This window comes from Bacteroides galacturonicus (assembly GCF_003096855.1).
Taxonomy (GTDB): Bacteria; Bacillota; Clostridia; order Lachnospirales; family Lachnospiraceae; genus Lachnospira; species Lachnospira rogosae.
Genome location: NZ_QEOA01000003.1, coordinates 384,540 through 398,175, shown reverse-complemented (window position 1 = coordinate 398,175; position 13,636 = coordinate 384,540). Strand labels below are relative to the sequence as shown.

Annotated in this window: 10 protein-coding genes; 1 reads left to right on the top strand and 9 read right to left on the bottom strand. The window is 32.8% G+C overall.

The window, feature by feature from the left end; translation table 11 throughout:
- Positions 1–85 precede the first annotated feature (85 nt).
- The 4 genes from C7390_RS04585 to C7390_RS04570 form a co-directional block, all read right to left on the bottom strand.
- Positions 86–2,746 (bottom strand): ABC transporter permease, encoded by a 2,661-nt coding sequence (locus C7390_RS04585; RefSeq protein WP_116443683.1) that lies wholly within the window; start codon positions 2,744–2,746, stop codon positions 86–88.
- Between the two features lie 109 nt (positions 2,747–2,855).
- A complete protein-coding gene (locus tag C7390_RS04580; protein WP_055306491.1) occupies positions 2,856–3,518 on the bottom strand; it encodes an ABC transporter ATP-binding protein in 663 nt (220 codons plus the stop codon).
- A 97-nt stretch (positions 3,519–3,615) separates the two neighbouring features.
- Complete coding sequence (locus C7390_RS04575) at positions 3,616–4,884, bottom strand: sensor histidine kinase (protein WP_055306490.1); 1,269 nt, start codon at positions 4,882–4,884, stop codon at positions 3,616–3,618.
- Positions 4,885–4,913: 29 nt separating this feature from the next.
- On the bottom strand, positions 4,914–5,624 hold the full coding sequence (locus C7390_RS04570; RefSeq protein ID WP_116443682.1) for a response regulator transcription factor: 711 nt from the start codon (positions 5,622–5,624) through the stop codon (positions 4,914–4,916).
- A gap of 316 nt (positions 5,625–5,940) precedes the next feature.
- Here C7390_RS04570 and C7390_RS04565 point away from each other — a divergent pair, with 316 nt between their 5' ends.
- Positions 5,941–7,875 (top strand): EAL domain-containing protein, encoded by a 1,935-nt coding sequence (locus tag C7390_RS04565; RefSeq protein ID WP_022501293.1) that lies wholly within the window; start codon positions 5,941–5,943, stop codon positions 7,873–7,875.
- Positions 7,876–7,997: 122 nt separating this feature from the next.
- Here the strand turns inward: C7390_RS04565 and C7390_RS04560 are convergent, their stop codons facing one another.
- The 5 genes from C7390_RS04560 to C7390_RS04540 all read right to left on the bottom strand — a co-directional run bounded on the left by C7390_RS04560 (position 7,998) and on the right by C7390_RS04540 (position 13,404).
- A complete protein-coding gene (locus C7390_RS04560; protein ID WP_055175324.1) occupies positions 7,998–8,333 on the bottom strand; it encodes a DUF3990 domain-containing protein in 336 nt (111 codons plus the stop codon).
- 54 nt (positions 8,334–8,387) lie between these two features.
- Complete coding sequence (locus C7390_RS04555) at positions 8,388–9,119, bottom strand: GTP pyrophosphokinase family protein (RefSeq protein ID WP_318295557.1); 732 nt, start codon at positions 9,117–9,119, stop codon at positions 8,388–8,390.
- A gap of 115 nt (positions 9,120–9,234) precedes the next feature.
- Positions 9,235–9,795, bottom strand: coding sequence for a DUF5662 family protein (locus C7390_RS04550; RefSeq protein WP_055175327.1), 561 nt, complete (start codon positions 9,793–9,795; stop codon positions 9,235–9,237).
- Between the two features lie 190 nt (positions 9,796–9,985).
- Entirely contained in the window at positions 9,986–12,349 is a 2,364-nt protein-coding gene (gene ppk1, locus C7390_RS04545) for a polyphosphate kinase 1 (protein ID WP_318255879.1), read from the bottom strand.
- The gene (locus C7390_RS04540) at positions 12,334–13,404 is read right to left on the bottom strand and encodes a 6-phosphofructokinase (protein WP_116443681.1); all 1,071 of its coding nucleotides are present in this window, start codon (positions 13,402–13,404) and stop codon (positions 12,334–12,336) included. The genes ppk1 and C7390_RS04540 overlap by 16 nt, the downstream gene beginning before the upstream one ends.
- Positions 13,405–13,636: the final 232 nt, after the last annotated feature.

Sequence of the window (13,636 nt, the reverse complement as noted above, 5' to 3'; positions counted from 1 at the left end):
CTATATATTTTCTTCTATAGTATATTCATATCTATATATTTTTATTTATATATTCGTATTTTTATATTTACATCAATACATTTATTTATATATTCTCATTTCTTATTGTTTCTATAATATTCTGCTTTCTTATCTGTGCTATCGAATATTTCATAATTCCAAGAAGCAGTATAATTACAACAATAACCGACATAACTATAGCTAGTAATGGTAAAGTGTATTTTAACTGCGATTCTCCTGCCGAAATATATATGACATAAGAAAGTATTGTTCCTGACACTACACCGATTATAAGAGCCTTACTTCCATAAAATACACTTTCCAGCCTTATCATTTTATCAAATTCCTTCTTTGTCATACCTATCGACTGAAGCATTGCAAACTCTTTACCTCTTAATTCCATTCCCGTTGTAACAGTATTAAATATATTGGTTATGCCAATCAATGAAACAATAGCAATAAATCCATATAAGAATATCTTCATTGTCAGAATAAGTTTTTCATCGTTTCTTCTTTCCTGTGCGGCATTAAATATGTAATTCTGCCCAATATTAAATTCATTGACAAGTATATCCTGTGCTTTATCAGGATCGTCACAGTTAATATTAAGAAGTGTGCTATCTGTATTCTTAGTATCAATTCTGTTCATATAATCGTCACTCACAATAAGGTATCCATAAGAAGTATAAGCATTGTCATATCCAAATGGTCTTTCATTGCTGAGTGCCACAATCCTTATATCGTATAATGTTGTATCATCTGACGATTTACTATTATCCAATGATTTACTGCTGTTTGAAGTATCAATTCTATAAGTTAATACATCACCGGCTTTATAGCCATCGTATATATTAAAATATTTTATATCATTACCATTGTTAATATACTGATATGTATTATCTACAAGTATGCCTCCGCTCCGTGCAGTTTCCTTGCTGATGCCAAGCTTTTTAATATACTTTCCATATTCTTCATTACCTAATGAAATAATACTTATATAGTAACCATTATTTTCTGCTAAACCTGCCTCATATTTATTTACTTCCTTATAATCACTACTATACTTTGGTTCATCTTTTAATGAAGCATAAAAGCCTCTTGCAAATGTAAAATCAGTTATATTCGTTTCATTATTTATCCTGTTCACTATATTGCTTACTTTTTTATTGGCCTCATCCACAGACATACTTTTATATGAAGACATATACACCCTTAAATCTATCTTATCATTGGCATATCTATTAACTGATTCTGTTAATAAACTCATAAAACCATATAAAGCAATAAATGTTGATACACTTAAAGCAATAGATATAGTAATTACCCTGTATTTTCTCTTGTTACGCTTCATATTCTTATATGCCAGAACGCCACCTTCTCCCCATACTTTACCGATTAATTTAGGTGTCTTTAATGACTTAGACTTTATCTTAATATCTTCACTATGATTGATAGCCATTATTGGTGACATTCGCGAAGCCCTAATTGCTGGTACTAATGCCGACAATACAATCGTAACTATCGCAAGTACAATTGATAAAAGCACTCCTAATAAAGAAGGTGCATACACAATGCTCATTTCAAATGTATCAATAAGCATTTTGTTACTTAATACGACAAGTATATAACTTGCTGACAGACCCCCGCCTATGCCTGCTACAATACCTATTACACCCATAAACGCAGCTTCAAAAAATACATTTTTTCTAATCTGGCGTGGCGTAGCACCGATAGAAGCTAACATTCCGTACTGCTTAGTCTTCTGGTTAATAGATATAGCAAAGCTGTTACTTATACATACCGCTGAAGTTATAATAATTATAACCATAACAACAGCTGCCATATTATATACAAATGCAACACTTGAATCATAAAACGCTTCATACTTGATAAGACTGTTATTAATGTAATATGAATGTGTCTTATCAAGCTGGCTCTTTAATGTCTGTATCTCTTTATCTTCAAGCTTTCCCGAATTCAGCTTATTAAATAAAGTCTTATCGACACCTAATATATCAGCCGTTAAATCATATCTGTCCTTGAGTGCTTTTTTATTAAACCTCAAGTAAATGTCCGATTTATTCAAAGATGTATCTGCTTTATTGGCAAGTGTTATAACCGAATAACCTGGTGCAGTTCTTGGCTCTTCACCATATGGAAGCCTGTCACATATTCCAACAACTTTATACGTCTTAGTCTGCTTAGCTTCCAGCTGTTCATCTTCTCGATAAGTATCATTCTGATAAAGCTTTTTGCCATTATATGTCCTGTCGCCTATATCAAATGTAATCTTATCTCCAAGATTATATTTAACACCACCATTGGTCTTAATATGACTTGATATAACTATTTCACTGTCATCTTCCGGAAGCCTTCCTGATGTTACATTTATTTCTGCCTTTTCAAATGTATCACTATCAAGTGCTTCTATATAAACATATGGTTTGCTGTCATTAACACATCCGTCAAGCACTCCATAGCCAACTTCGTGTGTTTCATAATAGCTCTCCACCTGCCTGTTATTAATAACTGACTCCTTCTCCTTATCAGTCATATCATATAAAAGAAGATGAAAATCTCCATCTACCTTCTTTGATCTTAATGTTACGCTTTCTTTTAAACTTACCGCCATAGTTGCAACTGCAGTAAGAAGTGCTGTTGCAAGTATAATACCAATAATTGTAACAATTGTTCTTCTTTTATTAAGCTTTAGATTCCTTACTGTCAACCTGTTAAGTATCTGCATATAAACTCTCCTTTCCAGCCCGTTTCATGAATTTACATAATTCTATATCTTATAAAATCTTATAAAATTATGAAACTATTTATATAAGGCTCGTGCCTGTTCATAATCTTTATACAAGCCTGCCATCTTCAATTCGTAATATTCTGTCTGCAATCTTTGCAATTTCAAGATTGTGGGTAATCATTACAATTGTCTGCTTATATTTCTGATTAGAGAGTTTTAATAATTCTACAATTTCATCACTTGAGCGTGAATCAAGATTTCCTGTCGGCTCATCAGCAAGAAGTATTGCTGGGTGATTAATCAATGCCCTGCCAATTGATACTCTCTGCTGTTGTCCACCTGATAACTCATTAGGCAGATGTGTCACCCTGTCCTTTAAACCAAGAGTGTTGATAAGCTCATCAAGTTCGCTTTTGTCTGGTGTCCTGCCATCAAGCTCACAAGGTAAAGTAATATTTTCTTTAACATTAAGAATTGGTATAAGGTTATAGAACTGATATATAAGCCCTACCTGTCTTCTTCTAAATATTGCTATCTTATCACTATTCAATGAATATATATCCTCACCCTGTATATATACCTTTCCACTTGTAGGTCTGTCCACACCACCAAGCAAGTGAAGAAGTGTTGATTTACCACTTCCTGAACTTCCCACTATAGCTACGAACTCGCCTTGTTCCACGCTGAATGAAATGTCATTTACTGCAAGTACAGCATTGTCACCTTTGCCATATTGTTTAACAAGATGTTCTACCTTTAATATCTCCATATACTGCCTCTCTTTCTGTCGTAAATATAGATTATAAATATGCGTTGCTTTATTACATATCTCAATATACACAAGCAAAATGACATTTCGGTGACATTTATTTTATATATTTAACTATAAACACTGTTTCTTCATCATCAGACTCCACGCTTATATATCCTCCCTGCTTCTCAATTACTGCCTTAGCAAGCGGAAGTCCTATTCCCATACTGTTATCTTCGTATTTAGCTTCACTGTAATAGCGTTCAAATATCTGCTTCTGCTGTTTATCACTCAGTTTCTCACCTCTGTTAGTTATATACACTGCTGTATACACATCATTATCTGTTATATTTATCTTTACAGTACCTTTATCATTACTATGTTCAATTGCATTTTTAATAATATTCTGCAATGCTTCCCTGTTCCAGTTATAATCTCCCTTTATATATATATCCGATTTATTCAATTCATCTTCATTGCGATTATCGATATTCTTTTCTATATTTACATTTTTAATTTCTGCTATAACCTCAAGATTACCGACAGCTTCTTCTATAATCTTATTAATAGAAATGTTCTCATTATTGAACTCAACTACACCTGCATCAATTCTTGACAGCTTAAGCATAGACACAATCATCCAGCTCATTCCATTAACCTGATTTAAAGCTTCATATATGAATTTCTTTCTTGTAGAATAGTCCATATCCGGATTGTCATTAAGATTATCCAATAGAACCTGCGTTGAAGTAAGCGGTGTCTTTAACTGGTGTGATATGTCCGATACAGACTGCGCTAACATAACCTTTTTTATTCTGGCTGAGTCCGCCTGTTCTTTCATATATACCATAATTTTATATAGCGAATTCTTAAGACTGCTAAGCTCGTCTTCTGAATTATCATTTATTTCCAGCTCATAATTACCGCGTGATATTTTATCCATATAATCCTGCAACTCGAAAATGTCTTTCTTCCTTCTCCTCAAATACATACAAAAACATATAATAAACAATACCGACATCACGCCTATAATCGAAGTGCTGACTATGATATTGACATTTCTTATGTCACTCATATCTTTAATGTAAAATGTATTATCTGTTATTCCATTTTTTCTTAATATACTGTCAAATTCTTCTGATGTCGTACTACTTTCAAGCTCACTGTAGGACTTATTTAATATAATCGCAATTTCTTCCATATCAAGGTCTGGATATTGGTTAATAACATTTTCCATAATACATCTTATATATGTATTCTCCATATTCTTATACTTATGTGTATACCAGCTTATCCAGGAAATATATGTCACTACACTGACAACCAGCACTACACCTATTAATAGCAGGCTTTTAACCGCCTGCTTATTCTTATATGCACCCATATTCTCTCCAATCTGTTATCATATTCTTTCTAATCTGACAATCTGTAACCTACGCCCCTGACCGTCACAATAATATTTCCTTCTTTATCGCCTATCTTATCACGAAGTCTTTTCATTGTAACTGTAAGTGTATTATCATTTACAAAGTTGCCTGCTGAGTCCCATATATGTGATAATATTTCTTCTCTTGTAAATACTTTTTTAGGATTTTGTAACAGTATTTTTAATATCTCAAATTCAAGCTTTGTGAGCTTAACTTCATTATCCGCCTTGTACAATTTTCTTATATCAACGTCCATCTTTAAATCTGCAAATGTAAGTTCGTTACCGCTCCGGTTTCTTCTTAGCACATTCTTAATTCTCGATAGAAGTTCCATATTGCGGAATGGCTTTATAACATAATCATCTGCACCTAACTCCAACCCCATTACAACATCTTTCTCCTCATCTTTAGCTGTAAGAAATATGACAGGGGCTATATCATCAGCTTTAATCTTTCTGCAAAGCGAAAAGCCATCCCCATCAGGAAGCATTACATCAAGTATGACAATATCTATATTCCATACATCACCAGCTCCAATTAAAGTTCTATATTTTTCAGTGTCCTTTGCATTATCTAATATCTCCTTTGCCTGATATGCACTTCTTGCAACCCTGACATTATAACCATTATTGGTAAAAAGGTATTCCAGCCCCATAATTATTGCTTCGTTATCCTCTATTAATAAAATATTACTCATATCTTTTCTCCAATCTTAATTCTTAATTACACAGTTATCATAATACTACTGTTTAATACACTTTATTATTTAATCAGCTATTTTTCTTATTTTTCTTAAGTTCACATTATTATATAATATATACAATAAAATATTTTAATTGTATACCCTGTTTAATATATCCATACAAATATAGTTTCATTATTAAATAATATTTATCAATTTTGTCTGGGATTGAATTATTTTGATTGTATTTGAATTATTTTACGAATTGTATAAATAATAATTTTCGTGTATAATACATACTTGTTGTTTATACTATCAGGGGGAAACTTATATGTTAATAGGGAATTGTAACGTAACTGCTGAACTTGTAAGCTTAATTGTGGCCGGATTTTTGACATTTCTTATGTTATACTCCAATCCAAGAAAGACGAGTTCATACCAAATCATTCATTATGGAATACTTTTATCGATGATATCTATCGCCACGCAGCTTGCATTTTTTTATAGTCAGGCTCATACCGATATGTTTAACAGAGAATTAAGATTATTCCTGTCGTTAGCATTTTTAGCAGAATACCTTGCATTACTAATGATGCTCTATGTGTATATATGTCTTCTTTCAACAAGGACATTACATCACACGAAAAATCTGCAATCAAAAGTATTATCATTCGGCTGTACTTATGCTATTGCTGTTTTTGCATTTGCAGTATCTGGTAAATTACCGGATATAATTGATGGTTTACTGCCATTAGAATATTATATTAATTTTTATGCTATCTTTGGCATAATAACCTGTTTAATATGCCTTTTATCCATATTATTAAATAAACATTCAATTCCAAAGGTAGTCAATAAATATGCTTTAATATTTATTCCAGTAGATTTTATAATGCTTTCAGTTCAATTTATGACAAGCAATATAATATTTTCAAGTCTCACATATGTATTACCATTTTTAATATATTATATATTATTTCACAGCAATCCATATGATGAACTTATTGGCTGTCAGAACCTGCACTCCTTTGAAGCAAGATTTACAGACAGTGTATCAATGAAACGTAAATTTCTCGTTGTATACCTTAACTTTCCTCAGCTTAAAAATGTAAATTATGCTATTCATAATGAAAAAGTTGAAGAAACAGCCGCTAATGTATGCAGACGAATTGAAAAGCTTCATCATATGGTTCATATTTACCGATTTACCAATGATGAATTTGCTATGATTTTATATATCAAGGATGAAAACAAAATAAAGCAGTTTCTCAATAATGTGGAGATGGCAATAATTGATTATATGACTGCTTCATCTTACACAATTAACTACAGAATAGCTGCTATCCAGAGCAATCCTGTTGTATCATCAACACATAAGTTAAGCTCAATGTCAGCCTACCTTTTTAATAAAATTGCCAATGAACCTGGCAATCAGTGTTATCTTGCTACAGATAAGGATTACAAGGAATTTCACGAGGCATACAAGATTGAACAGCTTCTTCTTGATATCCGCAATAAGAATGACCTTGATGACGAACGTGTATTATGCTATGCACAGCCTATATTCAGCGTTAATAACAACAGCTTTAGAACGGCCGAGGCACTTATGCGCCTCTCACTTGATGGAACAATCATATATCCTGATAAGTTCATACCTATTGCTGAGAAGAATAACTGTATTCATACTTTAACGCGAATAATTCTTAACAAGGTATGTAAGATTGTAGCTGAATTTGAGAAGAAATATGACTTTGATGCAATAACTATCAATTGTTCATCATCAGAATTATCTAATCGTAATCTTTTTGATGAACTTATGGCTATAATTAATTCCAATAATATTATGCCAGAACATATCCGTCTTGAACTTACAGAAAGTGCTATGTTTGATGATTTCAATATGGTTATTCACAATATGGAAAAGCTTAATGAGTCAGGTATCAAGTTCTATCTTGATGACTTCGGAACTGGATACTCTAACCTTGAAAGAATAATTGGCTGTCCATTTAACACAATCAAGTTCGATAAAACACTGCTTTACAAATCTCTTGATAACTCCGCTGTATCGGATATTGTATCTCACCTTACAAGCGTATTCAAGGAACAGGGATTTGTATTATTAATTGAAGGCGTTGAAAATGAAGAGCAGGCATCTTACAGCATAGATAAAGGCTTTGATTATATTCAGGGTTACAAATATGCTAAGCCACAGCCTGTTATTAATTTAAAAGACTACTTTGATAAGCTGGAAAGGGCTATATCTTAATATCTTACTTATCAGTGACATACTTATATAATATTATAATCGGTACTAAATTCCAATAAAATGGATTGTAATCAAATACCGACCTCTAATTATTAAAATTAATAATTAAAGGTCGGTATTTTTTATATATAAACATTAATAAAATCTTCTGTATCCATATTAGGAAAATTCTGAGCTACAAAGTCAAATAGTTTCCCTTGATTTTCTACTACATCATTCAAATAATATTTTGAATACGCTAATTCAGATTTAATACAATATTGAATACCAAGACCTCCAAGCAAAAGTAATTCTTCTAGAATATCTATATCAATATTATCTCTTACAAATTCTTTTGCCAGATCAATACTATCAGTCAGATAAAATCCCTGTCCATAATCGTGCTTTTCTTCACCCTTACCATAAGTTGGTACAACTATTTTATCAGGAGTACCATAAAATAATATTAATTTATTCATTTTCTTTTTTCTCCTAAACAAACAGCTTTTGAAGCCACGCTTTCTTTAAACAAGTTATTTAATTAATCCATTAATCCTATTCTTAATCAACATCCCACCAATTGTTGGCAGAGGTCTTTTCCTGTCACCCTTAGGTGCTGATTCTTTCTCAGCCTCAACAATTCGTTTCTTAATCTGTTCCATTTTATCATCTAACTGTGCAAGCTGGTTAGCACAATCTGATAATTCCAATGCAAGTATTTCAGCTTCGCTGTCTGGAATATTCTTCTTATATCTTAGCTTATGCTCAACACTTGCCCAAAAATCCATAGCAATAGTCCTAAGCTGAACTTCAACCTTCATTCTTCGTTTCTCATTCTGTAAGAATATCGGTATCTCAATAATAAGATGAAGACTTCTATAACCACTCTCTTTAGGATTCTTGATATAGTCCTTCTTCTCGATAAGTGTTATATCATCCTGCTGTAAAAGACAATCTGCAAGCATATATATGTCCTCTGTAAATGAACATATTACTCTTATTCCCGCAATATCCCTTATATTCTGTTCAATTGATTCCATTGTAAATGGAATATTCTTCTTGTTAGCTTTCTTGATAATTCCTTCTGTTGACTTTATTCTTGTCTTAATAGTCTCTATAGGATTACGGTCATACTGTAAAGAAAACTGCTCATTAAGAACCTTGAACTTAGTCTCAACTTCCATAATTGCACATCTGTAATAAGCCATAAGTTCATTAAATGGCATTGTATTCTCTCTTATAAAATCAAAAACTTCATCTGACATAAGATTTTCTCGTATAAATCTCTGTTCTTCCTGTTTTAAAAAATCTTCAATACCCATTAGTTATTATAAGTTCCTTCCTGCTATTCGCTTGTAAAATGCTTTATCAACAGCACAATTATCCATTATGCAGTATATTCCTTCTAATATAAGCAAATGTATAATCTTCACCTTTCTCTGACAACATAACAAGTAATGAATACAATAATTTCTTAGTATTAGGATTAATTATATAATGATCCATTCCTCTCTTAAAATAATTCAAAGAATCTGCATCTGTATACTTATCTTTATTATATATCTTACTTGCAGCTACCCTGTCACAAAACATTTCAATAACATAATTAACAGGCATTTCCATTCCTATAAGACTTCCATCACCACCTTTAGCTGGATAATCTATCCAGTATTCATAGTGGTGCTTATTTCTTCCTTTATGATGAAGCCACGCTGTTGAACAGCCCTCTGCTTCCCTCTGTGCATTATTCGGACTTCTGTTACCATCCTGATAATACTTTACACCTGGAATAAACTCTGAAAAGCTATATTTGGATAAGTCGTGCAATAGTCCCTGCTTATACAGACCCACACGAAAACAATTCTTCATAACCTCTAACTTATGCGTATTAATAGTATGCAAATGTCCAAAAAAATTATGAAAAAACTTACCCGGCTTCATTACTGTCAATCCTCCATGCCTGATTTTATCCTAACAGTCCGTTTGTTAGAAATTGTTAATTATTAAACTATCTTACCACGCACATTATACAGTATTCATATAAGCAAATTCAAGCATTACAGCAAGTCTTAATACGAAAAATCGAAAAACTTAATAACTTTATATATTCTTTATTGATTAATCTCACATATTACCTTGATGCCTTTATCGCTTCATCATAAAAGTATTCCTGTGAGTTAATCGACTCTTCACCTTCTTTAATACCTTTATGGTAATAGTTGCCGTCACTTCCCATAATTCTTGCTTTAACATTATCTTTAAGCATTATATTAAACATATGTAATATACGCTCTTTAATACTTTCATCATATACCGGTCCAGCAACTTCGACCCTCTTAAGAGTATTACGTGTCATAAAATCTGCTGAGGAAATATACATCTTCATATCTGCACCCTTTCCGAATATATATATTCTTGAGTGCTCAAGAAATCTACCAACAATACTTGTGATTGTAATGTTATCTGTATATCCGGTTATTCCTGCAACCATACAGCTAATCCCTCTTATAATCATATCAATCTTTACCCCGCTCATAGATGCCTCAACAAGCTTCTCTATTATAACCTTATCTGTGAGCGAATTAATCTTTATTCCTATATAAGCTTCCTTTCCTTCTTTTGCAATAGCAATCTGCTCATCAATTAATGAAAGGATTTTATTCTGTAAGCACTTAGGTGCAACGAGCAAATGCTCTGTATTGTCAACAACATCTCCAAGTCCGAGATTATTGAATACATCTGCTGTCTCCTTGGCAATAGCTTCACTTGAAGTAAATAAAGCAAGATCTGTATATAATTTGGCAGTTTTTTCGTTAAAATTACCTGTTCCAATATGTGTTATATAACGAAAATCTTCTCCGTCTTTATATGTTATAAGACAAAGCTTTGAATGAACCTTGATATGGTCTATTCCGTATATAATCTTACAGCCTGCTTCTTCAAGCCTGCGTGACCATTCAATATTATTCTCCTCATCAAATCTTGCCCTCAGTTCAACAAGTACAACAACCTCCTTGCCATTCTCAGCCGCATCAATAAGTGCCTCTACTATCTGCGAATTCTTGGCAACACGGTATAATGTCATCTTAATTGACAGAACCCTGTCATCACCTCCTGCTTCATTAAGAAGCCTTATTAATGGATGCATACTCTCATATGGATAACTGAGCAATAAATCCTTCTTTGCAAGCTGGTCTATAAGCGGCTGTTTAATATCAATATTACTTGAATTCTGTGGTACACGTCTTTCATAGAACAATTCTCTCCTGCTTCTTAAGTCATCCTGTATCTTTGATATAAATGACATCTCAAGAGGTGACTCAGAATAAAATACCTGCTTCTTATCAAGCTTAAGTTCCTTACATAAAGCAGATATTACTTTATCATCAAGCACTCTTGAATATTCAAGCTTTACAGGACACAGCTTCCTTCTTTCCTTAATTAGCTGTTCCATAGTATCCCTGTAATCCATCTCTTCATCATAGAATGCTTCGTCCATATCTATATCTGCATTTCTTATAATTCTAATCAAAGACTTGCTCTTAACACTATATTTCTTAAATATCTTTGGAAGAAAATGCAGTATAAGTTCTTCAATAAGCATATACTTATGACTGTCTGATGGTATTGGAATAAGTCTGTCAAATACGCCATTACTGCACGGAACAACACCTATCTTGTCATTGTTCTTTGAACCAAGAAGTGCCACTGCATATATTTCTTTATTCTTAAGAAATGGAAATGGATTCTTCTTGCTTATAACCTGTGGTGATAATATAGGAAGAATTGAATTATTAAAATATTCCTCTAAATATACAGCATCTGAATATTCAACATCATTAAAACTTATAAGCTTTACTCCCTGCTCCTCAAATCTATACATAAGCTGCTGATATATCTTATCTTTCTTATGCAGTAATTCCCTTGTCTCACTAAAGACAGCATCAAGCTGCTCTCTTGCTGTCATAAGTGTCTTATTATCAAATCCTGCATTCTTATCGTGCTTATTTCCCTTAGCAAGCAACATCTGGTCATATAATGAACCAACTCTTACCATATAGAATTCATCAAGATTACTATTAAATATAGATACAAATGTTAATCTCTCACATAAAGGCACTTTTAAATCCGCAGCCTCATCAATTACTCTCTCATTGAACTTAAGCCAAGACAACTCTCGGTTAGCAAAATATGGCTTTGGTACATCAGCACCTGAAGCGTTGCTCTTAATATCTCCGAATAAAGCACTGCCATTTATCTCACCAACTAAAACATTACTCTTAACCTCATCGGCTGAAGTATTATTCTTAACCTCTGCCTGATATACATCTTTATTAATATATGCGTTATCTGAATTAATCTCTTTAAACTCTGGTTGATTCATCTCTTTATTATCACTGATATTCTTCTTATTATTAACTTCTTTATTGTCATCATTATTAATAGTCATATGAGCCTCTTTATCTTTCTTCCAAAATCCTAGTCTCCAAAACATATTCCCATCGCCTTTGCTTCTGTAATTATTCCCGCCTGTGGATCTACAGTCTTTAATCTGCCCGCAACTTTATTTAATTCAATCTTATCTATCTGATTATTGCGGACACATACCATATATCCATATTCTTTATTTATTATAAGTTCTGCTGCTTTAGCTCCTAACCTTGAAGCTAATACCCTGTCATAAGAACAAGGGCTTCCACCTCTTTGTACATGACCTGGTACAGTAACCCTTACTTCCTGACCTGTTCTATCCATAATACCTGCACCAATTCTGTATGCTGCTGATGGATAATGCTCCTTCTTTCTTACTTCTTTAAGTTCTTTCTTACTATATAACATTTCCTCTTTGGATATTATACCTTCTGCAACTGCAAGAATTGTAAAATGCTTTTTATCATTAATTCTTTTATTAATTGCTTCTACAACCTTATCTAAATCGTATGGTATCTCTGGTATAAGTATTACATCAGATCCACCTGCTATGCCCGCATGCAGTGTAAGCCAGCCTGTCTTATGTCCCATAAGTTCAACTATAAATACCCGGCTGTGTGATGCCGCAGTTGTATGTATACAATCTATGGTATTCGTTGCTATATCAACTGCTGACTGGAAACCAAAGCTTACATCTGTCCCAACCAGATCATTATCAATCGTCTTAGGAAGTGTTACAACATTAAGTCCTTCTTTATATAAAAGATTGGCTGTCTTATGTGTACCATTACCTCCCAATATTACAAGACAATCAAGCCCTAACTCCTTATATGTGTGCTTCATTGCCTCAACCTTGTCCTTACCATTCTCATCAGGTTCATTAATCTTCTTAAATGGTGTTCTTGATGTTCCAAGTATGGTTCCACCTATAGTTAATATCCCTGAAAAATCATTAATATCCATAAGCTTATATGTATTATTAATAAGTCCTCTGTACCCGTCAAGAAAACCATATATCTGAACATCATCCACTTTATTGTAAAGACTTTTAGCTACACCTCTCATAGCGGCATTAAGTGCCTGACAGTCACCACCGCTTGTCAACATTCCTATTCTCATATTAATCTCCATTCCTGCACACATTTTTGTACATATCAAGCTTATGTCTAGTGTGCACAGACACAACCTCGCGTGTAAAAATTTTTTTTACACTTATATCTTTATCTTTGTTACTTATTATTTTCTATTGTACATTAAACAACTATCTAATATCTTCATTCTTGATATATTTCAATAAATTGCTTCATAGTTTTGCAATTTCTGACATTATATTATAGTAGTTATGTAAAGT

Bases quoted from the DNA above. Each gene is read 5' to 3' on its own strand.
- C7390_RS04585 (WP_116443683.1), bottom strand. From the start codon at position 2,746: ATGCAGATACTTAACAGGTTGACAGTAAGGAATCTAAAGCTTAATAAA.
- C7390_RS04580 (WP_055306491.1), bottom strand. From the start codon at position 3,518: ATGGAGATATTAAAGGTAGAACATCTTGTTAAACAATATGGCAAAGGT.
- C7390_RS04575 (WP_055306490.1), bottom strand. From the start codon at position 4,884: ATGGGTGCATATAAGAATAAGCAGGCGGTTAAAAGCCTGCTATTAATA.
- C7390_RS04570 (WP_116443682.1), bottom strand. From the start codon at position 5,624: ATGAGTAATATTTTATTAATAGAGGATAACGAAGCAATAATTATGGGG.
- C7390_RS04565 (WP_022501293.1), top strand. From the start codon at position 5,941: ATGTTAATAGGGAATTGTAACGTAACTGCTGAACTTGTAAGCTTAATT.
- C7390_RS04560 (WP_055175324.1), bottom strand. From the start codon at position 8,333: ATGAATAAATTAATATTATTTTATGGTACTCCTGATAAAATAGTTGTA.
- C7390_RS04555 (WP_318295557.1), bottom strand. From the start codon at position 9,119: ATGTCAGATGAAGTTTTTGATTTTATAAGAGAGAATACAATGCCATTT.
- C7390_RS04550 (WP_055175327.1), bottom strand. From the start codon at position 9,795: ATGAAGCCGGGTAAGTTTTTTCATAATTTTTTTGGACATTTGCATACT.
- ppk1 (WP_318255879.1), bottom strand. From the start codon at position 12,349: ATGTTTTGGAGACTAGGATTTTGGAAGAAAGATAAAGAGGCTCATATG.
- C7390_RS04540 (WP_116443681.1), bottom strand. From the start codon at position 13,404: ATGAGAATAGGAATGTTGACAAGCGGTGGTGACTGTCAGGCACTTAAT.